We start from the raw sequence: 21112 nt of genomic DNA on the forward strand, positions 1-21112 counted from the left end.
ACATAAAGATAACCATCACGGCAGGCTTGTAATTCTTCGGTGGTCATAAAGAATTTTTGATACAATTCCTTATTCAACTGATTGAAAACCAGACTGCGCTTTGTAGAAACCAAGGCACTATCTGTATTACTGTTTTCCTTATCACCAATATACATGATCGATTGGCTTTTTTTATAAACCTCATCCAACATTTTTACGAAGTCCTGCTTATAATTTCGATAATCTCGATAGCTTTTTGCAACCTCGGGCTTTACTTGTTCTAAAGCAGATTCTACAATATTATGCATCTCTGCAATGGGGATGCCTTCTTTCCCTAGGGAAAGAGCTTTTTCCTCAACATAGGTGCATAAAAAGTCCAGCTCCTTTTGGGTGAACTTTACCAAGGCACGATAGGCGGATTTGTTGACAGCCACCACAACTTTTTGAATATTCCAAGGTTCGTGGGTATTATCTTTTTTAATTACATACATAAGCGACTTCCTCCTTTTTATAGTCAAAAATAGTATGAGAAGGGCAATTTGCCCTATATAATCAGTGACTATAAATGTAGCATATATTGTGTTGTTTTTCAATATAAAATTGAAAATATACTATATGTTGTTTTGTGATTTGTAACCTAGAGCTTGATTTACAGCCTTTTTCCAGCCGTTATTTTTTTCCTCTGCAACTTCCTTGGATAGTTTGGGGGAGAAAACACAGGACACTTGCCAATTTCTTCTAATTTCCGTTAGATTCTTCCAATAGCCAACAGCTAGCCCCGCTAAATATGCGGCACCCAAGGCTGTAGTTTCCAGTGTGGAAGGGCGTAAAACAGGTGCTCCGGTGATATCGGACTGAAATTGCAGTAAGAAGGCATTGGCGGCGGCACCGCCATCTACCCGAAGTTCTGCTAGGGGCAGTTGGGCATCCTGCTCCATGGCGTGAAGCACGTCATAGGTTTGATAAGCCATGGATTCTACAGCGGCCCGCACAATGTGGGCACGGTTTGCACCTCTTGTTAAGCCTGTTAAAAGCCCTCTGGCATAGGGGTCCCAGTAAGGTGCCCCTAGACCTGTAAAGGCAGGCACCAAATAAACACCACAAGTATCATCAACAGAACAGCAAAGTTCCTCTGTTTCTGCCGCTGAGGAAATCATTTTCAATTCATCCCGTAACCATTGAATGGCTGCCCCTGCAACAAAGACGGAGCCTTCCAGTGCATAGGTAATTTTATTGTCCAAGCCCCAAGCGATGGTTGTGAGCAGGCCGTTTTTGGATTGCACAGGAGTTTCTCCTGTGTTCATGAGTAGAAAGCATCCTGTTCCGTAGGTATTTTTTGCTGCACCAGGGGAATAGCAGGCTTGTCCGAACAACGCCGCTTGCTGATCTCCCGCAACACCTGCAATGGGAATGGGACAACCCAAATGAGTAGGCAGAGTATGACCTATAATGCCTGAAGAAGGCACCACCTTGGGCAAAATACTTTCGGGGATCTCCAGTAAATCTAATATTTCTTTATCCCAACAAAGGGTATGGATATTAAAGAGCATGGTACGGGAAGCATTGGAGTAATCCGTGGCATGAACCTGCCCTCCCGTTAGGTTCCAAATCAGCCATGTATCAATAGTACCAAAAAGCAAATTACCTTTTTGAGCTAGATCCTTGGCATGAGGAACATTTTCTAAAATCCATTTAATTTTTGTTGCAGAAAAGTAGGCATCAATGGGTAATCCTGTTTTTTCTCGGAAGAAATTTTCAAAGCCTTTTTCCTTTAATGAATCGCAAAAAGGAGCGGTGCGGCGGCACTGCCAGACAATACCGTTACAAAGGGGGCGGCCGTTCCTTCTATCCCATAGAATGGTAGTTTCTCTTTGGTTTGTAATACCAATGGCACCAATCTCCTCGGCGGGAACCCCAGATTTTTCTAAGACCTCTCTGGCGGTTTCCAGCTGTGTCTGCCAGATTTCCATGGGGTTATGTTCCACCCAGCCCTGGTGGGGATAATATTGGGTAAATTCTTTTTGGGCAGTAAACAGTGCTTGTCCTTGCTGATTGAATAAGATAGAACGTGAGCTGGTTGTGCCCTGATCCAGAGAAAGGATATATTTCATAGAAAAAGCCTCCTTTTTGTGAGAATGCCTGTTGTATCTGGACATACAAAATTATGAAGAATTACTTAGAAAAACCCCGTTCCCCGAAGAAAGGGCACAGGGTCATTTTATTTACATAAAGGGATTAGAGCTTCTTTCAATTTCCATGGTGGTAGCTGGGCCGTGACCTGGATAAACGGTATAATCACCAGGAAGGTCGCGAAGCAGCTTCAAGGATCGTAAAATAGTAGACCAATCTCCCGTTGCTAAATCTGTTCTACCACAGGACCCTTGAAATAAGGTATCTCCTGAGAAGATATTATCACCTAAGATATAGCATAGGCTTCCTTCTGTATGGCCTGGGGTGAAAAGGACTTCAAATTTCATATCCCCCACAATGATACTATCTCCATCGGACACCAATTCATCAGGAAGGACGGTGATTGCGCCGCCACCGTAGATAGAGCAATTGGCAGCTGGATCGGTCAAAATGCGGAATTCGTCCTTTCCCGCAATTACTTTACAGCCATACTTTTCTTTCACTGCTTCAACAGCACCGATATGGTCAAAATGGCCATGGGTCAGCAGGATATGAGTGGGTTTCAAGTTGAATTCAGAGATATAAAAATACAATGGTCTTGGGTCTCCATCACAGTCAATGATGACTGCGTTGCCTACATCATCGGAAACCACATAGCAGTTTGTCCCAATTGAGCCCATTGCTAGGGTTTTGATTTTCATGGGATAGCCTCCTTTATCGATAGGTTAATCGTTCCGTATACATCTTTTTAGATTATATCAGAATCCCTAGCTTTCGCCAAGGGAAAAAACAGGATTCAAGTAAAACCTCGTAAGGCATTTAAGACCATGGGCTTGCTCACACCCACTTGCTTTTTAAAAAAAGCAAGACCCACAATTTTAATGAAAATCCCATAAATGGGGTTTCGGAAGGTGGACTATTATTTTTTGTGCTGGTGAAATTTGAAACTAATCACTTTGCTTCTTGGTATAGTTGCTTATTAGAAATTGAATTTTAAGGATGTCTGCCAACTTTTTAATATTATTAGACCGCATTTATGCGGTTTCACAAGGCCCTCAAGGTCTTAAAAAAGGGTGCTGCAAATTTAGCAGCACCCCTGTAGTTTATGTATTAAGGTAGAATTATTTGTTTTTCAGATAGTCATCAATAGCAGCAGCAGCTTTTTTGCCTGCGCCCATGGCGAGAATTACCGTGGCTGCACCGGTTACTGCATCTCCGCCGGCATAAACGCCTTCTCTTGTTGTCTGATTGGTTTCTTCATTGACAACGAGACAGCCTCTGCGGTTAGACTCCAGCCCCTTGGTTGTGCTTCTGATAAGAGGGGTTGGAGAAGTGCCGATGGACATTACCACGGTATCAACATCAATGACATAGTTGGATCCCTCCATGGGGACGGGACTTCTTCTTCCGCTGGCATCAGGTTCGCCCAACTCCATTTTTAAGCACTCTATGCCACAAACTTGTCCTTTTCCGTCATCCAAAATTTGAACGGGGTTACGCAGAAGATGGAATTCGATGCCTTCTTCCTTGGCATGATGCACTTCTTCCAAACGTGCGGGCATTTCTGCTTCGGAACGGCGGTATACAATATAAACATTATCTGCACCAAGACGCTTTGCGCATCTTGCCGCGTCCATAGCAACGTTACCACCACCAACAACTGCAACGGACTTGCTGTTACGGATGGGGGTATCATATTCTGACTCATATGCTTTCATCAGGTTAATTCTGGTTAAGTATTCATTGGCGGAGTATACACCAACCAAAGCTTCTCCAGGAATGCTCATGAAGGAAGGAAGACCTGCACCAGTGCCGATAAATACCGCTTCAAAGCCCATATCTTCAATGATTTCATCGATGGAGAGTACCTTGCCAATTACCATATTTGTCATAAACTTTACGCCTAAAGCCGCCAAGGTATCAATTTCTTTTTGCACGATGCCCTTGGGCAGACGGAATTCAGGAATGCCGTAAACCAAAACGCCACCTGCTTTATGAAAGGCTTCGAACACAGTTACGTCGTAGCCGGCTTTTGCCAAGTCACCAGCACAGGCAAGGCTTGAGGGGCCTGAACCAACAACGGCGACTTTTTTGCCATTGGAAACAGGCTTTTCAGGTGTTTCTGTGGCATTAGCCATATACCAGTCAGCAACAAAACGCTCCAAACGACCAATAGCAACAGCTTCGCCCTTGATACCACGAACGCATTTTGCTTCGCATTGGCTTTCCTGGGGACAAACACGTCCGCAAACAGCGGGAAGGGCATTGGTTGAGGTGATTACTTTATATGCAGCCATAAAATCACCTTTTGCAACCTCTGCAATAAACTCAGGAATACGAACGTTTACGGGACATCCTTCGATACATGGTTTATGTTTACAATTTAAGCAACGGGTTGCTTCCTCCATTGCCATTTCACTAGTATAACCCAGTGAAACTTCTTCGAAATTTTTATTTCTAATATCAGGTGCCTGTTCAGGCATTTTAATTTTTTCTAAACTCATATTAGCCATGACGCATACATCCCCCTTTAATGAATAACTTCCTTGGCCAGCTTGTCCATACGACAGACATGATCCTTAGAAATTTCCCCTTCTCTTTGTTTATAAATAGAGTTACGGTTCATCAACTCATCGAAATCTACCAAGTGGCCATCAAAATCAGGTCCATCAACACAGGCAAATTTAATTTCGCCCCCAACGGTAACACGACAGCCGCCGCACATACCTGTGCCGTCAATCATAATAGGATTTAAGCTTACAATGGTATGAATGCCAAAGGGTTTTGTGGTCAGGCTGACAAATTTCATCATGGGGATAGGGCCAATGGCAATGACGGTATCATATTGATTTCCTGCCTCTATCAAAGCCTTTAATTTATCTGTGACAAAGCCTTTTTCAGCCTTAGAGCCATCATCCGTCATAAGATAGTAGTTTGTGGAAACAGCCTTCATTTCATCTTCCAAAATTACGATATCTTTATTACGGAAACCAACAATAACATCTACCTCTACACCCATGGCATGGAGGGCTTTTGCTTGGGGATAAGCAATGGCGCAGCCAACACCGCCGCCAACCACAGCAACTTTTTTCATTCCTTCATATTCCGTTGCTGTGCCCAAAGGCCCAACGAAATCTAAAATGGTATCGCCAATTTCCTTGGCCGCAAGAAGGCTGGTGGAAAAACCAACTTTTTGGAATATAATTGTAACGGTGCCTTTTTCCCTATTATAATCTGCAATGGTCAAGGGAACTCGTTCACTGTATTCATCTACACGGAAAATAATAAATTGGCCCGCTTGCGCTTTTTTGGCAACAAAAGGGGCTTCGATTTCCAAAAGAGTTACCGCACTGTTTAGCTCTCTTTTATCTACAATTCGAAACATGGGCAAACTTCCTTTCTCTTTTTTGATTTTTTTTGCCGCTTTAAATTAGCGGCATTTTTTGATAGAATTATCATAACACAAAAACAGTGGGGACAAAAGGATAAAAACGCTGTTTTTCTAAGTTATTGGGGACAAAAAGTTTATTGGTTTTGTAGACTGCAAAAAACAAAATTTGGGCATATAAAAAGATAATAGGAGGCACTTTTTATGGACAAAAGATATACTTTAGATGATTTACAGGCAATTATAGAAAAGTTACGGGGCGAGGGTGGATGCCCTTGGGACAGAGTACAAACCCATGAATCCTTAAGAGAGGCTATGCTGGAGGAGGCGTATGAAGCGGTAGACGCCATTGAGAGAAAAGATAAAGTGAATTTAAAGGAAGAGCTTGGGGATGTGTTGATGCAAGTGGTGTTCCATGCAGAGCTTGCTAAAGAGGCAGGAAGCTTTGGATTGGAGGATGTGATTGAGGGAATTTGCAAAAAAATGATATACCGTCATCCTCATGTTTTTGGAAATGCCAAGGCGGACACGGCAGATGAGGTTTTGGTAAACTGGGAAATCCTGAAAAAACAAGAAAAGCAGATTACCACCCAAAGTGAGGCCATGAAGCAAATTCCTATGGCGTTGCCATCCCTAATTTATGCAAAAAAAGTTCAAAAAAAAGCGGCAGATGTTGGGTTTGATTTTATTGAAATTGGAGATGCTATGAATAAGGTAAGGGAGGAGATAGTTGAGCTGACAGAGGCCATTGAGCAAGGTTTGGGGACAGATGAAGAGGAATTTGGGGATTTTTTGTTTGCAGTGGTGAATATTTCCCGGTTTTTAAAAATAAATCCAGAGATTGCCTTGACAAAAGCCAGTAAAAAGTTTATAAATAGATTTGAGTATGTTGAGAATTCAGCGCTTTCAGAGGGAAAGAAGCTTTCTGAAATGACTCTGAAAGAAATGGATCATCTTTGGGATGAGGCAAAAACGAAGTCTTTATCTGATTAAAAGAATCCAATAAATTTAATGAATTGTATTGAGGAGGAATTTATAATGAACAAATCTGATTTGGTAGCTGCTATCGCTGAGAAGGCAGAAATGAGCAAAAAAGATGCTGAAAAGGCTCTGAAAGCTTTTGAAGATGTAGTAACAGAAGAACTCGCGATGAATGGCAAGGTTCAGCTGGTAGGATTTGGTACATTTGATGTAGCAGAAAGAGCGGCTCGCGAAGGCAGAAACCCTCAGACAGGTATGGCAATGCCCATTCCCGCTTCCAAAGCACCCAGATTTAAAGCTGGTAAGGCTCTGAAGGATGCAATCAACAAATAATTTTTGTATGCTGATAACACGCCTTTCGTAAGAAGGGCGTTTTATTTTTGCCTTTTGGGTTTTAATCAAACAGTATTGTTTTACTACCAGGAGTCAAGGGTATCTTAAAAGGGAGAAATAAGGTTTTTGTAGTTAAGTATTCAAAGTGCTGAATTTTCGACAGTTGAGAAGTATTTTTGATGATTTGGCTAGGCGTATGCTTATTTTAGAAAGCATTTGCAAAAAGGAGGAAGCTCGTTGCGTATTGATAAATTTCTTAAGGTATCCCGTGTGATTAAGCGCAGAACCATTGCCAATGAGGCTTGTGATGCAGGGAGAGTTATGTTAAATGGCAAGGTAGTAAAGGCAGGTGCCGAAGTTAAAGTGGGAGATATGATTGAAATTCAGTTTGGTAGTAACACTACCCGTCTAGAAGTGTTAAGCCTAAAAGAGTCTCCCCGTAAGGAAGACGCAGCTGCAATGTATCGCAGTGTATAACAAACTAAAAAGGATTTCACATATGGTTTTAGAGTATCTGTTTAACATGAAAAGCCAAACTTGCGACGCAAGAAAGTAATTTTTAGCGGCGTAAAGAGGCTTTTTTTCTTGTTTTTGTGTAAAGGGGGGATGATTTTTTCCTGTGTTTTTGAACGTGAAACGAGTGAGAACGAAATAAAATTCCAGGGTGATTTGCCCATCCTATTTGTCAAATAAGAGCTTAAAAAGCTCGTAGAAACGCAGCTTTTTTCAAAGAGGTAGACTGTATTGACAACTGGGCATCTGTGTTCTTGGGAGGAAGGTGCTTTTTATGCAGTCTAAAAGCCTTTTCACGGACATATATTGATACCAGACAAAAAATGCGGGAGGCAGATCTAATGGCAGAGGAGAGAAAACGAAATAGACATACAGTATCCATGGAGGAGCGGGAACGCATTCGTATGGGCGGTGTTTTGGAGGTACTATCCTTTGATGAAGAGGGGATAATGCTAGAAACGGATTGTGGATTGATGATGATTAAGGGCACAGGAATACATATGGGCAAACTGGATTTAGATGCAGGAGAGGTAACAATTGAGGGATTGTTCGACAGCATTACATACTCTGATGGAACGCTAGGTGAGAAACACTCTTTTTTGGGAAAATTGTTTCGATAAAAAGGGGAGATTGCAATGATACTATCGTTACAAGGACAGGCGCAATTGTTTCTCTTATCTGTGTTGCTAGGGGGGATTCTTGGCTTAGTTTATGATTGTTTGCGTGTGTTCCGTCATATTATCCCCCACAAGCGGTTGTGGGTACAACTTGAAGATGGGGTATACTGGCTTTGTTCAGTTATTTTTGCCTTCGTGGTAATATTAGGAGCAAACGCAGGAGAAATACGTTTTTTTATGATTTTGGGCATGTTTGGTGGTATGGGGGTATACTTTTTATCCTTAAGTCATTTGGTGATTGCCGTGAGCGACAAGGTGATTTACATTGTAAAAAAAGTGCTATATTTATTCTTTACTATTATAATGACGCCCTTTCGGTTGGTTTATTTGGTAATACGTACACCCATGAGGAAAGCTGGCTTTTTTTGCGGTAAGTTCAAGAAAAAAGTGTTGCATTCCTGTAATTTTTATGCAAAAATAAAGCTGAATACACTGCGGAGAGATTGGAAGATTGCGGTGAGAAAAAAACGGAAAAGTGGTGACGAGCCAAATGCGCAAAAGGCGAAAGCAAAAAGACCAGCGAAGGGAAAGCATAGGGAAAAAAAAGCCAAGACTAGATAAAATCTTCATTCGCATATTTTTAAGTGTTTTCGTTTGTGCCGTTGCCCTTGGTGTCTTTGGGCGGTCGAGAGCTTGTGATCAGCTGAGACAAGAGCGGGTGGATGTAGCATCTCAAATCCAGATGGAGCAGGAAAAAAAACTGGAGCTTGAAGAACGCAAGAAATATTATAACAGCGATAGCTATATAGAGCAAATTGCAAAAGAACAGCTTGGCATGATAAAACCAAACGAGGTTTTGTACATAAACAGAAGTCAATAGTGCAAGAAAACATAAAAAACGATATAAAAAAGCTTGACAACGTATGGAGGAATGGGTATAATCAAGTGGTCGACTTGTGGCGGAGTAGCTCAGTTGGCTAGAGCATGCGGTTCATACCCGCAGTGTCGGGGGTTCAAATCCCTCCTCCGCTATTTTTTTCGGCCCGTTGGTCAAGCGGTCAAGACGCGGCCCTCTCACGGCTGAAACAAGGGTTCGATTCCCTTACGGGTCATTAGTTATCTTAATATTGCTTAAGCATGGAAGTTTAGCTCAGCTGGGAGAGCATCTGCCTTACAAGCAGAGGGTCACAGGTTCGAGCCCTGTAACTTCCATTCTTTTTTGTCAAAAGAATTGTATCGAAACAATCTGTTTATTTGTTTCGATACAATTTTTCGTTTTCTTTTGAAACCTCTAGTCGTAATAGCACAAATATGGTAACCTTCTATTAATAAATAGGAGGATGTGAGTGCAATGAAAACGACAACAAAAGAATTATGTATCCAAGGACTGTTAGTTGCGTTAGTTACAATGAGTACCATGATATTCCAAATTCCCGTATCTGCCACCCAGGGATATATACATCTAGGTGACAGCATGATACTGCTGATTAGTGTTTTTTTTGGTGCCAAATATGGTATGGTTGCAGGTGGGGTAGGGTCTGCAATGGCAGACTTATTAAGTGGGTATGGCCATTGGGCACCTTTTACCTTTATAATAAAGGGAATTATGGGGTATCTTGTTGGGATGATTGCTTCTTTTTCTGAGAGCAACCAGAAATTTTTCACCCCAAGAAATATGACGGGGTCGGTATTGGGCATTCTATGGATGGTTTTTGGCTATTTCGTAGGTGGAGGCATTTTGAAAAGCAGCTTTGCCGTTGCGGCAGTTTCTATTCCCGAGAATTTGATTCAAGGCTTTGCTGGTTTTGTAATTTTTATTGTGGTGGGTATTGCATTTCACAGGGCGAAAATATACAAATATGTCCTAACTCGGTGAAATTTGTTTTAGGATACATTAATATAGTAGTAAGACAGAATTTTTTTCAACATTTGGTAGTATTTGATATTACATGTAGGTATTAAATCGTTAAGTTTAAAGGTTTGTTGTTTGCTCATTGCTGACAACAAACCTTTTTGTATACAAGAAGAATTTTGTGGGCAAAGAGTGGCATATCTAAGTTTTAAAAAGAGGAGTTTCAGGATATAATGAAATGAAGTCATATCAGTTGTTTTTGAGAAGGTAAAGGCAGTAAAATAATAAAAGTGGAACTGATAAAATGGAATGCATTTGTATCGTCAAATTCATAGTTTTTTTATATAGATTTATTGAAATATTAAAATGAACAGAGTGAGTTTGTATGTTTTCACAAGGAATGTACACAACAAAATACAATTTTTGTTAAAAAGGTATCATTTTTACAAAGGTTGTACTTTTTTGATTTTTCTACATAGAATAAATAGTGCAATGGTCTTTTCAATGGAGTAATTGACTGATGAAAAAGGTTGTGTTATATTCCACTAAGACTTTGAAAGTTGAAAGAATAGGAGGAAAAGGTTTTGAAACTAATCACAATTGTTTTAATAGCAGTGAGCCTTGCTATGGATGCCTTTGCTGTTTCTATATCCAATGGCGTTTGTACACGTGGGTTTGGGAAAAAGGATGCTTTGAGGCAGGCGGCCTTTTTTGGCGGATTTCAGTTCATAATGCCTGTCATTGGGTGGTTTTTAGGTTGTAGTGTAAAGACCTACATAGAGGCTGTTGATCATTGGATTGCATTTTTGTTACTGATTGTAATCGGAGGAAACATGATTTATGGAAGCATTAAAGGTGAAGGGGATAACGATAGTTGCAGCCCTTTACTAACGAATAAAATGCTTTTCTTACAGGCGGTGGCAACCAGCATTGACGCCTTAGCAGTGGGAATTAGTTTTGCCATTTTAGATGTGAATATTTTAGAGGCCGGCGTCATTATTGGCGTGGTTGCCTTTGTGCTTTCTTGTGTTGGTGCTTACGCAGGTAAATACTTGGGGGATAAACTGCAATCAAAGGCTGAAATTATTGGCGGTGTAGTATTGATTTTGATTGGGGCTAAGATTTTATTGGAGCATACACTATTGGGGGGTGGATGATAAATATATGGTGTGGATACAGTCGCTTGATAGTTTTATATTAACGGGATTAAGAGGTTTTATTTGTGTCCCATGGATGGATAAACCCATGATTTTTATATCTCAATTGGGGGATCGGGGTCTAATTTGGATTGCATTGACAATCCTCTTTTTTTTAATAGGTAACAAAAACAATTCATACAGGTCAGGGGGGATTATTTTGGCCCTTAGCTTGGCCGTAAATACATTATTTTGTAATATATTGCTGAAACCTATGGTTGGTAGGATGCGCCCATATGATTTGTTGGGGTATGATATTTTGGTCCCTAGGCTACATGATTTTTCCTTTCCCTCAGGACATACAGCAGCTTCATTTGCAGCGGCCACCGCTATCTATACCCTGAATAAAAAATGGGGCATGGTTGCATATATATTTGCAACATTAATGGGGTTCAGCCGGTTGTATTTGGGGGTTCATTTTCCCACGGATGTTTTGGCTGGGGCTTTTACAGGTTGGGTTGCCGCTAAGAGTGCTATTTACCTTTTTCAAAGACTTACTTTGTCAAAAAAAAGTCGAATTTCGTAAAAAAATGATTGCAAAGGGATATTTTTTTATATAGAATAAAGGAATAGTTTTTTAATTGGATTGATGTTTCCACTTCTTGGAGGGAGCGGAGGGAGCACTCAGTGACAAAGGGAAGAAGGTTTGAATATGGCAATACCAGTTATTTTGCAGTTACTGACTATGGTAATCCTTATGGTTGTCGGTATTGTACTGCATAAAAAGCAATATTTATCTACGGCAAATGCAAAGGGACTTTCCATTGTATTAACCCGTGTGGCTGTACCGTGTAATATGGTCATTTTGATGCAAAGAGAGTATTCGGCTGAAATTTTTGCGGGATTTTTGGAAACCTGTGCTGTAACTTTTTTTATATGCTGTATTGGTGCACTGATGTTTTTTGCAGTGGGGAAAGTAAGGAAAATGGACTTGAAAGAGTTGGGACTATTTACTGGCGGTGGCGTGTATAGCAATGTTATTTTTATGGGACAGCCTTTGATTATGGCGATGTACGGTGCAGAAGGACTGATCTTTTGCGTGGCAGTTATGTTTACCTGTAACGTATTTTTGTTTACCGTCTGCTCAGTTTTGTTTAATTTGGGAGGCGAGAACAAGAAATCTTTCGGTAAATTGATGAAAGACGCTTTTCTTAATTTGATTTGTTTTTCCGCAATTATCGGAGTATTTTGTTTTGTGAATTCGATTACTTTGCCTGCGCCTATCTATGATGCGTTGCTATTTGGCGCAAACACAACAGTTTGTTTGTCGATGATTTATATTGGGACATTACTGGCAGCAGCAAATGTTAGAGAGATTTTTCAAGATAAGGTTGTTTATATTTTCAGCTTTTTCACATTGATTATTATGCCAATAATGACAAAAATCATTGCTGCCTTTTTCTTGAGAGGCATGGCTCTTAATGTATTGGTAGTGCTTATGGGGACACCAGCAGCGGCAGCACTGCCTTCTTTTGCAGAATTATATGGAAATGATGCAAAAAGAGCATCGGAATATGTTTTTGTTTCCACCATTTTATCTGTGATTACACTTCCTCTTGTTGCAGAATTTTTGTGCAGGGCTTAAATAAGAAAAGCTTGAGAGGTCTATTTATCACTGAAGCTATGAATGTATTTTAAAGATGTCATTGCAATAAGAGTATTGAAAAACTTATGAAAAATGAAGCCTGTATTGGAGAGAAAATTATTTTTGCAATCAGGCTTTTTTTATGGAAAAGAATGTTTTATGGGAACGCCTAAGGGGGATAAATTTGGAAATGATGTTTCCCAATAAAGATTATTTATTTCAATTATGGGTATTACATGGTCTGCTGGTTTTACTATACTAAAATACGTATTTGAGAGGGTTTATAAAAGGCGACGCTAACAGAAATAAGAACGTACATGGAGAGTGAAAATATTCACTATGTTTTTCAAAAAAAGAGGTATTTTAAGGGGTTTTGCATACTAAGGTCATTTATTTTTGAAAAAAGACAATTTTTTTTCAAAAAAAATGGATAGGAATGCCTGAAAGGGTTGATTTTTCCTAATCATATCGTTTATACTAGTGCGTGGGACAGAATAAGACTTAAAATAGGATTTGGATACAGTCAGATACTGCACTTTGTAATCTGCTAGGGACAGGGCTAACCATGGCAGAAAAAGAGGGTGGTGTCTTTGTCTATTTATTAACTAAGGATGTGTATTAGGAATCTTATGGATAGTCGGGTTTTGTTATTCCGATCAAATGGTCGGGCGGAAATAATATCTAAAATACATTAAGAAATAATTCAAAAGAGAATCAGGGGGATTTAATCATGGAAAACTTGATGTACTTGGCGCCTGTATTTGGTGTACTTGCGCTGGTGTTCGCCTTCGTTCTTGCGGGGAAGGTTAACCGTGAAGAAGAAGGAACAGAACGAATGGCAGAGATTGCAGCTGCCATCAGAGAAGGTGCAAATGCTTTCTTGAAAGCAGAATACCGTATCTTAGTTATTTTTGCAGTGGTTTTATTTATTTTGATTGGTTTTGGTGTAGACTGGATGACAGCGGGCTGTTTCGTAGTTGGTGCACTCCTTTCTACTCTTGCTGGCTACTTTGGTATGTCAGTTGCAACAAAGGCAAACGTTAGAACTGCAAATGCAGCCAGAGTTGGCGGCATGAACAAAGCCCTTTCTATCGCTTTCAGCGGCGGCGCCGTTATGGGTATGTCCGTAGTTGGCCTTGGTTTGCTTGGTGTTGGCACAATTTATGTATTGACACAAAATGCTAACATTTTATTTGGCTTTGGTTTAGGTGCTTCTTCTATCGCTTTATTTGGTCGTGTTGGTGGTGGTATTTATACAAAGGCTGCTGACGTTGGTGCTGACTTGGTTGGTAAGGTTGAAGCGGGTATTCCAGAGGATGACCCTCGTAACCCTGCTGTTATTGCTGATAACGTTGGCGATAACGTTGGTGACGTTGCAGGTATGGGTGCTGACCTTTTCGAGTCTTATGTTGGTTCTATCATTTCCGCAATTACGTTGGGGGTTATTTACTTCCAGGTAGAAGGCGCTGTGTTCCCATTGGTGTTGGCGGCTATTGGCATTTTGGCTTCTATCATCGGTACATTCTTTGTTAAGGGTGATGAGAAATCTAACCCTCACAAGGCATTGAAAGCAGGCTCTTACTCTGCAGCAGTATTGGTTGCCATTGCTTCCTTGGCATTAAGCTACTTATTCTTTGGTGATATGAAAGCCGGCGTTGCAATTATTTCTGGCTTGATTGTTGGTCTTATGATTGGTGTTATCACAGAGGTATATACTTCCGGTGATTATAAATCCGTTAAGAAAATTGCGGATCAGTCCGAAACAGGCCCTGCAACAACAATTATCAGTGGTTTGGCTGTAGGTATGGAATCCACAGCGATTCCCGTTATTTTGATTGTAATTGGTATCTTTATTGCCCATGCAGTAGCTGGCCTTTATGGCATTGCTTTGGCAGCGGTTGGTATGCTTTCCACAACAGGTATTACAGTTGCCGTTGATGCTTATGGCCCCATTGCAGATAATGCAGGTGGTATTGCAGAAATGAGCGGTTTGGATCATTCTGTAAGAACTATTACAGACAAGCTTGATTCCGTTGGTAACACAACAGCGGCTATGGGTAAAGGTTTTGCGATTGGTTCTGCTGCATTGACAGCTTTGGCATTGTTTGTATCCTATGCAACTGCTGTTGGTCTGACAGAAATTTCTATTCTTGAGCCAAGAGTAATCATTGGTATGTTTATTGGTGGTATGCTTCCTTTCCTTTTCTCTGCATTTACAATGCAGTCCGTTGGTAAAGCAGCATTCGAGATGATTGAAGAAGTAAGACGTCAGTTCCGTACCATTCCTGGAATTATGGAGGGAACAGGAAAGCCTGATTACAAGAAGTGCGTTGAGATTTCTACAACAGCAGCTTTGAAGGAAATGTTGGTACCCGGTATCATGGCAGTAGCTGCTCCTTTGGTTGTTGGTATCCTTTTGGGGACATCCGCTTTAGGTGGTTTGTTGGCTGGTTCCTTAGTTACCGGTGTAGTTATGGCTATTTTCATGTCCAATGCAGGTGGTGCATGGGATAATGCAAAGAAATATATCGAAGAAGGCAATCATGGTGGTAAAGGCAGTGAAGCACACAAAGCAGCAGTTGTTGGTGACACTGTAGGTGATCCATTCAAGGATACTTCCGGTCCTTCCATCAACATTTTGATTAAGTTAATGACAGTTGTATCTTTGGTATTTGCGCCTCTGTTTATGTCAATTGGTAGCATTCTGTAATTGATTTTGATTTGTATTGGATAGGTTTGTGGAACAAATCGTTTCTCAAATATTTATTCTTTGTAGGCTTTATAAAAGCTTATTCACAGGGTGGTGACAAAGTCGCCACCCTGTTTTAGTTGATTTTAGGATTATTGGAAATAGGGGATTGTGCAATAAAATTGTTATCAGCAATATACTTGCTGGCATTGCGGGAACAGGGAAGGAGAACTGTGGTAATTCGATTTTTTTCTATCCATAAAAAATGGCTTGTGCTATAATTAGTGATAAAGGGGGGAAGAAAATGAAAAATTTTACTGGTTTTTTACCTGAGACAATAGATTTTTTGTGGGAGCTTAGAATGAACAACAGCAAGGAATGGATGGATCAGAACAGGGAGCGTTACAAGACGGTATTAAAAACACCCTTTGACCAATTTTCTGCTGCCATTTCTGAGAGTTTTGCTGATGCCACAGGGGAAAAGATGGACTGGTCGGTATCTCGAATTAATCGTGATATTCGCTTTTCCAAAGATAAAAGTCCTTATCGCTCATGCCGCTGGGTGGTGTTGAAAGAGCCGCTAGTGACAGGGACGGATTGGAAAATGCGTCCTGCATTTTATTTTGAAGTAACCCCGGAAGGTTATAGCCACGGCATGGGAGTTTATGAGGCAACCCCTGCCTATCTCAATGCATATCGAGAGAAGATACGAAATAAATCTATTGATTTTCTGAACATAATTGAAGGAATTGAAAAGAAGAAAGACTTTATTTTGATGGGTGAGGACTATAAAAAGGTAGATGCCTCGGCATTGCCCAAAGAGATAGGCCCATGGTATATTAAGAAAAACTTTTATGTGAATGAAGTCAAAAGTATTGAGGATATCATATTTTCTGAAGCACTGCCACAGATGATTGTTGAAAAGTGGAAGGATTTGGTTCCTTTGTATCGTTATCTGAAAGACATCAAATGTGAATAAAAAAATAAAAGTTCCTTCGGCAACGTGAATTGCAACGGAAGGAACTTTATTTTTTGTTATCCAAAAGCTTTTGCTAAGGATGCAACGGCATTTGTTTTAATCATTGTTTCGCCGTGCTCCAGAAGAAAATATTTCGATAAAGTAGTGGAAATGTGTTTTTGACCGAATTCATCTAAAATAAGTTCAATATAGTCATTACTTTCATCGGCGGTATATGTATCCGCCTGCAGAACGAGGAAAAATCTTTCGTTGCTTTTAAATAATGCACTTTCCCCTCTATAGCAGTCGTCTAAACGTAGGCTGGCATCAATGGCATCGTCCAAGGTTTGGAAAGAAAAAATAAGTATATCTTCACCCTCAAGATCTTTTGTTTCAACCAAATCTAGGGGTTTCTTTTTCCATTTATGTGCCTCTTTGTTTTTAAACAGCAAATCCATAGGATTTTCACTTTTGTTTTTCTGATCAATTTTTGTAACGATTATCATAATGCCGTCAATACCCACTGGAACTGCCTCAACCATAAGGGGTGTACTTTCATTAATAAAATCGTATTCATCCAAGGCCTGCTCCATAATATCCCGGAAAAGCTTTTGTGTTTTTTCCGAAGGATTGATCAAATCCTCCAATTTTAAGTCTCGTTCCACCAAATCAGCCCTGGTAAGGGTTAACTTTAATTGATTTTCGCTTACACGTTCTATTTTCATTTAAATCACTTCCTTATCTTTTCAATTAGAAAAACGGGTCGTGTTTTGAATTCCACTATACTTTTTACTTGAAATATAGTATAGTATAATGAATTGGAGAGAAGATGTAAAGAGGGTAATACCGCCATATTATATTAATTTTAACAAAGAAGGAGTGATAGCTGTAATGAAGAAGCGGCTTATTCCAATAATATTGACTGTTCTTATTTGGGCAGGTATGTATTATTATTACTTACCTCCGTTAAATATTCACTCTCGTGATAGTTGGGTGTTTGTTTTAACGATTCTAGTGGTAGGGATTATTATTAACTTTTGGACCATATTCCGTGCGGTTTTTCTGGATAGAACAAGCCCTGAGCGGGCGGCAAACAGGAAAATCATGAAAAAGCTTTTGATTGTTCCTTTGGCACTGGCAATATTTTATATTGTGGGTACTTTGCTTTCTTCGCCTATTATAAGGGCATCTGCCTACAATCGAATTTTAACGGTGGAAAACAGCGACTTTGCAACTGATATTCATGAGGTTGATTATAACAAAATACCTATTTTGGATAGTGATTCTGCCGCAAAGCTTGCGGAGAGAGAAATGGGAAGCATGGTGGATATGGTTTCCCAATATGAAGTAAGTTCCTATTTTAACCAAATTAATTATCAAGGAAAACCTGTCAGGGTTACCCCTCTTCGCTACGGTGATTTGATTAAATGGATTACGAACCGCAGTACAGGGATCCCTGCATATATTCAAATTGATATGACAACACAAAATGTTGATCTAATTAAGCTGCAACAAGGGATTAAGTACTCGCCTTTTGAGCACTTTGGGCGAAATTTATATCGATATGTTCGGTTCCGTTATCCCGGTGCAATGATTCGTACAACTAATTTTGAAATTGATGAAAGCGGCGTTCCTTATTGGGTATGCGCTGTTCAGGATAAAACCATCGGTTTGTTTGGCGGAACAGATATCAAAGGGGCAATTGTGGTAAACGCCGTAACAGGTGAGCATGTTTATTATGATATTGCCGACGTGCCTCATTGGATTGACAAGATTTATGACGCCAACCTTTTGATTGAACAATACGACTATTATGGCACCTTGAAGAAAGGCTATCTCAACAGTATCTTCGGACAAAGGGAGTGCTTGAAGAGCACAGAGGGCTACAATTATATCGCTCTTGATGATGACGTTTGGGTATATACCGGTGTTACTTCCATTGGTGGCGATGAATCCAACGTTGGTTTTGTGCTGATGAATTCCAGAACGAAGGAAACTAAGTATTATCAGGTTTCCGGAGCAAAGGAAATTTCTGCTATGTCTTCTGCGGAAGGGCAGGTTCAGCATTTAGGCTATAATGCTACTTTCCCGATTTTATTAAACATTGCCAATGAGCCAACTTACTTCCTTTCTTTGAAGGATGCAGCTGGGCTGGTTAAGAAATATGCAATGGTGAATATTCAAAAATATCAAATTGTTGCTATTGGGGATACTGTGGCTGAATGTGAAAAGGTATACCGTAATTTAATGGCTGGCAACGGGATTAATACCATTGATTCCCGCAAGGCTTTGCAAATTAGTGGTACCATTACCATGATGAAAGATATTGTGGCGGATGGGAACACTTACTATTATTTGATGCTGGATGGCAGTGAACAACTTTTCGAAGTTGAGGTAAAATCTCAACTGGGAATTTTGAAAAAACAAGCTGGAGACACCATTTCTTTAGAATATGTGGTAGAACCAAACGGTGTGAATGATGTTATTAAATTAAAGTAAATAATATAAGGTAAGGAAAGCAGCCACTATTCCATTGGTGGCTGTTTTACTGCGTTTATTATATTTTTCTGAAAAAGTTTCCCATATGTTGACACTTTAATAGGAAGAATGTAAAATAATAAGATATAATGTGATTCTTATGAGCAAAAGTAGGAATCTCCTAATCCAGCGGAGGTAAATTATGAGCGGTGATAAAAATAGCAATACAAGCCCCGGCACTCGAGGTATGAACGATAACGAATACTATGAAGATTTATATAACGATCTACCAAAGGAAGTAGTTGATATTTTAATGCAGACACACCCTTTAATGAGTAAGGACGGAAACACGGAAAACAGTCGCTCTAAAAGACGTCCTTCCAGAGAGGATATTGAGGAGGTTCGGGAGGCAAGAATGCAACAGGTAAGCAGTGAAATCAATGAAATTAGAAAGGCACCACAGCAAGAGGGGGATCCCACTAGATATGTTTCAAGACGTGCAAGAAATAATTATGATCCTTCTGGAGAAGATACGAATAATATGGCTTCTTCCGGGCATAAAATGGAACAGGACGAGTATGATGATGGCATTCAGTATGTAAGCGTAGTGCCTTCTCGCAAAAAATCTAAAATGATAGAAGAAGCTTCTCAACAGACCTTTGCGCCTGCAAAGCGGAAAAAATCTAGAAAAGAAGAAAATGCTTTTGAAGATTTTACACCGAATGGCAGAGGCCGATATGAGGATTTGGATTTTGCAGAAAAAGCTAAACAGGAGAATTTAGACAGTCTTTATGATGATTATGATGATGATGAGGATTATCGCGGCGGGATGAGCAAGCTGAGTATAATTTTAGGCATCATTGGGCTAATATTAATTGTGTTCCTGATTTTTAAATGTGTCAGCCTAAGTAGTAAGTTAGAGGAGGCCCAGAATCAGGTGACTGCCAATGGAGATTTGAGTAGCAAGTATGAAAAAGTCCAACTTGAAAAAATGCAGTTGGAAGAAGAATTGGCAGAATTGAAAGGTACCAACCCAGAAAAAAGCACGTCTAGCGCAGACAATTCCAACACAAATACCCCTAGTTCAAATAATTCTAGTTCAATTAAGCCCAATACAACAAGTAATGCTTCAGGGAATAGCACAAGTGCAACAGAATATGTTGTACAAGATGGTGACACTGCATGGAAAATTGCCCAGAAGATGTTAGGGAATGGTGCTGAATTTCAGAAAATTTTAGATGCAAATAATTTAAAGGAAACAGATACCATCGGCGTTGGAACAAAGCTGAAAATTCCTAGATGATAAAAGATAGGAGAATAGAACATGGAAAACGATCTGCAGAAAAAAACTCTGGCAGAATTGAGAGAAATGGCGAGAGAAATGGACATTAAGTCCATTTCCTCTCTTAAAAAAAGTGAATTGATTGTAAAGATATCTGAAAAGCAGTCTCAGGCGGAACGTGTTGCCGTTAAGCGTGTGACTGCTTATGGTTTTTCTCTGCAGGACAATCAGGAGCCGGTGAAAAAACCCGAATTGCCCACGGAGGGCAAAGATGAGGGGAATGCCCACAGGGAAAGAAATTTACAAAGGGAAGAAAAAGCTGCGGTTATGGAAAATAGCGTACCGGGAGAGGGAATACTGGAGGTAATGCCCGATGGCTTTGGGTTCCTTAGAACTCAGAACTTTCTCCCTGGGTCAGGCGATATTTATGTGTCTCCTTCTCAAATCAGAAGGTTTAATCTAAAAACTGGGGATGCAGTGAAGGGAAATATTCGTACGGCAAGAGAGGGTGAGAAGTTTGGTGCCCTGTTATTCGTAAAATCGGTTAACGGAGACTTTCCTGATCAGGCGGCAAAACGCCCAAATTTTGAAGATTTGACACCTATTTACCCTGAAGAAAAGCTGCGCTTTGAGGTTAGTCGAGAAGAGCTTTCAGGAAGAATCATCGATCTTTGTGCGCCCATTGGGAAGGGACAAAGAGGAATGATTGTAGCACCCCCTAAGGTTGGCAAAACCGTTCTTTTGACTCAAATGGCCAATGCCCTTACAAAAAACCATAAAGAAGTACATCTTATCGTACTTTTGATTGATGAGCGACCAGAAGAGGTAACTGATATTCAGAGATCCATAGAAGGCGAGAATGTTCAGATTGTATACTCTACTTTTGATGAACAGCCGGAACACCATAAACGAGTGACAGAGATGGTTTTGGAAAGAGCAAAGCGCCTTGTAGAACAAGGAAAAGATTTGGTCATCCTCCTAGACAGCTTAACACGGCTGGCCAGAGCCTATAACTTGACCATTCCACCCAGTGGAAGAACCCTCTCCGGTGGTTTGGACCCGGCGGCGTTGTATATGCCAAAGCGTTTCTTCGGTGCTGCCAGAAATATTGAAAAAGGTGGCAGTTTAACC

21 protein-coding genes and 3 tRNA genes are annotated in these 21112 nt (G+C 40.3%); 18 read left to right on the forward strand and 6 right to left on the reverse strand.

Annotated features, from left to right (window positions below):
* The 5 genes from RTK36_RS14495 to RTK36_RS14515 form a co-directional block, all read right to left on the reverse strand.
* A partial coding sequence (locus RTK36_RS14495) for an ATP cone domain-containing protein (protein ID WP_312047952.1) occupies window positions 1-470 on the reverse strand: 470 nt, incomplete at its 3' end.
* A 120-nt stretch (window positions 471-590) separates the two neighbouring features.
* Entirely contained in the window at window positions 591-2090 is a 1500-nt protein-coding gene (gene glpK / locus RTK36_RS14500; protein ID WP_312047953.1) for a glycerol kinase GlpK, read from the reverse strand.
* A gap of 111 nt (window positions 2091-2201) precedes the next feature.
* Window positions 2202-2810, reverse strand: coding sequence for an MBL fold metallo-hydrolase (locus tag RTK36_RS14505; protein ID WP_312047954.1), 609 nt, complete (start codon window positions 2808-2810; stop codon window positions 2202-2204).
* Window positions 2811-3230: 420 nt separating this feature from the next.
* Window positions 3231-4622: an NADPH-dependent glutamate synthase gene (gltA, locus tag RTK36_RS14510; RefSeq protein WP_312047955.1), complete on the reverse strand. Its 1392-nt coding sequence runs from the start codon at window positions 4620-4622 to the stop codon at window positions 3231-3233.
* 17 nt (window positions 4623-4639) lie between these two features.
* Window positions 4640-5494, reverse strand: coding sequence for a sulfide/dihydroorotate dehydrogenase-like FAD/NAD-binding protein (locus RTK36_RS14515; protein WP_312047956.1), 855 nt, complete (start codon window positions 5492-5494; stop codon window positions 4640-4642).
* Window positions 5495-5701: 207 nt separating this feature from the next.
* Here RTK36_RS14515 and mazG point away from each other — a divergent pair, with 207 nt between their 5' ends.
* The 15 genes from mazG to RTK36_RS14590 all read left to right on the forward strand — a co-directional run bounded on the left by mazG (window position 5702) and on the right by RTK36_RS14590 (window position 16242).
* Window positions 5702-6490 carry a nucleoside triphosphate pyrophosphohydrolase gene (gene mazG / locus RTK36_RS14520; RefSeq protein ID WP_312047957.1) on the forward strand — a complete coding sequence of 263 codons (789 nt, stop codon included), beginning with the start codon at window positions 5702-5704 and terminating at the stop codon, window positions 6488-6490.
* A gap of 45 nt (window positions 6491-6535) precedes the next feature.
* Window positions 6536-6811 carry an HU family DNA-binding protein gene (locus RTK36_RS14525; protein WP_066053258.1) on the forward strand — a complete coding sequence of 92 codons (276 nt, stop codon included), beginning with the start codon at window positions 6536-6538 and terminating at the stop codon, window positions 6809-6811.
* Window positions 6812-7048: 237 nt separating this feature from the next.
* The gene (locus RTK36_RS14530) at window positions 7049-7288 is read left to right on the forward strand and encodes an RNA-binding S4 domain-containing protein (RefSeq protein WP_312047958.1); all 240 of its coding nucleotides are present in this window, start codon (window positions 7049-7051) and stop codon (window positions 7286-7288) included.
* A 377-nt stretch (window positions 7289-7665) separates the two neighbouring features.
* Window positions 7666-7944, forward strand: coding sequence for a sporulation protein YabP (yabP, locus tag RTK36_RS14535; RefSeq protein ID WP_312047959.1), 279 nt, complete (start codon window positions 7666-7668; stop codon window positions 7942-7944).
* A gap of 15 nt (window positions 7945-7959) precedes the next feature.
* A complete protein-coding gene (yabQ, locus tag RTK36_RS14540) occupies window positions 7960-8562 on the forward strand; it encodes a spore cortex biosynthesis protein YabQ (RefSeq protein ID WP_312047960.1) in 603 nt (200 codons plus the stop codon).
* A complete protein-coding gene (locus RTK36_RS14545; protein WP_312047961.1) occupies window positions 8492-8821 on the forward strand; it encodes an FtsB family cell division protein in 330 nt (109 codons plus the stop codon). The genes yabQ and RTK36_RS14545 overlap by 71 nt, the downstream gene beginning before the upstream one ends.
* A 78-nt stretch (window positions 8822-8899) precedes the next feature.
* Window positions 8900-8973: transfer RNA gene (locus tag RTK36_RS14550), tRNA-Met, on the forward strand.
* An 8-nt stretch (window positions 8974-8981) separates the two neighbouring features.
* Window positions 8982-9053, forward strand: a tRNA-Glu gene (locus RTK36_RS14555).
* Between the two features lie 27 nt (window positions 9054-9080).
* Window positions 9081-9153 (forward strand) — tRNA-Val (locus RTK36_RS14560).
* Between the two features lie 139 nt (window positions 9154-9292).
* On the forward strand, window positions 9293-9817 hold the full coding sequence (locus tag RTK36_RS14565) for an ECF transporter S component (RefSeq protein ID WP_312047962.1): 525 nt from the start codon (window positions 9293-9295) through the stop codon (window positions 9815-9817).
* 560 nt (window positions 9818-10377) lie between these two features.
* The gene (locus tag RTK36_RS14570) at window positions 10378-10950 is read left to right on the forward strand and encodes a manganese efflux pump MntP (RefSeq protein ID WP_312047963.1); all 573 of its coding nucleotides are present in this window, start codon (window positions 10378-10380) and stop codon (window positions 10948-10950) included.
* A 199-nt stretch (window positions 10951-11149) separates the two neighbouring features.
* Window positions 11150-11515, forward strand: a complete 366-nt coding sequence (locus RTK36_RS14575; RefSeq protein ID WP_312047964.1) for a phosphatase PAP2 family protein — start codon at window positions 11150-11152, stop codon at window positions 11513-11515.
* A gap of 126 nt (window positions 11516-11641) precedes the next feature.
* A complete protein-coding gene (locus RTK36_RS14580; protein ID WP_312047965.1) occupies window positions 11642-12574 on the forward strand; it encodes an AEC family transporter in 933 nt (310 codons plus the stop codon).
* A 730-nt stretch (window positions 12575-13304) separates the two neighbouring features.
* The gene (locus RTK36_RS14585) at window positions 13305-15284 is read left to right on the forward strand and encodes a sodium-translocating pyrophosphatase (protein WP_312047966.1); all 1980 of its coding nucleotides are present in this window, start codon (window positions 13305-13307) and stop codon (window positions 15282-15284) included.
* Between the two features lie 283 nt (window positions 15285-15567).
* Entirely contained in the window at window positions 15568-16242 is a 675-nt protein-coding gene (locus tag RTK36_RS14590; protein ID WP_312047967.1) for a DUF2461 domain-containing protein, read from the forward strand.
* A 56-nt stretch (window positions 16243-16298) separates the two neighbouring features.
* On the opposite strand, the gene RTK36_RS14595 is transcribed toward RTK36_RS14590, so the two are convergent.
* Complete coding sequence (locus tag RTK36_RS14595) at window positions 16299-16946, reverse strand: adaptor protein MecA (RefSeq protein ID WP_312047968.1); 648 nt, start codon at window positions 16944-16946, stop codon at window positions 16299-16301.
* A 166-nt stretch (window positions 16947-17112) separates the two neighbouring features.
* On the opposite strand from RTK36_RS14595, the gene RTK36_RS14600 reads away from it, so the two are divergent.
* From RTK36_RS14600 to rho, 3 genes are all read left to right on the forward strand, one after another.
* Window positions 17113-18720 carry a CvpA family protein gene (locus RTK36_RS14600; protein WP_312047969.1) on the forward strand — a complete coding sequence of 536 codons (1608 nt, stop codon included), beginning with the start codon at window positions 17113-17115 and terminating at the stop codon, window positions 18718-18720.
* A gap of 181 nt (window positions 18721-18901) precedes the next feature.
* Complete coding sequence (locus RTK36_RS14605; protein WP_312047970.1) at window positions 18902-20002, forward strand: LysM peptidoglycan-binding domain-containing protein; 1101 nt, start codon at window positions 18902-18904, stop codon at window positions 20000-20002.
* 21 nt (window positions 20003-20023) lie between these two features.
* The coding region (gene rho, locus RTK36_RS14610; protein ID WP_312047971.1) for a transcription termination factor Rho at window positions 20024-21112 on the forward strand (1089 nt) is incomplete at its 3' end.

Origin of the sequence: Anaerotignum sp., from assembly GCF_031981185.1 — a bacterium.
Classification (GTDB): Bacteria; Bacillota; Clostridia; order Lachnospirales; family Anaerotignaceae; genus Chakrabartyella.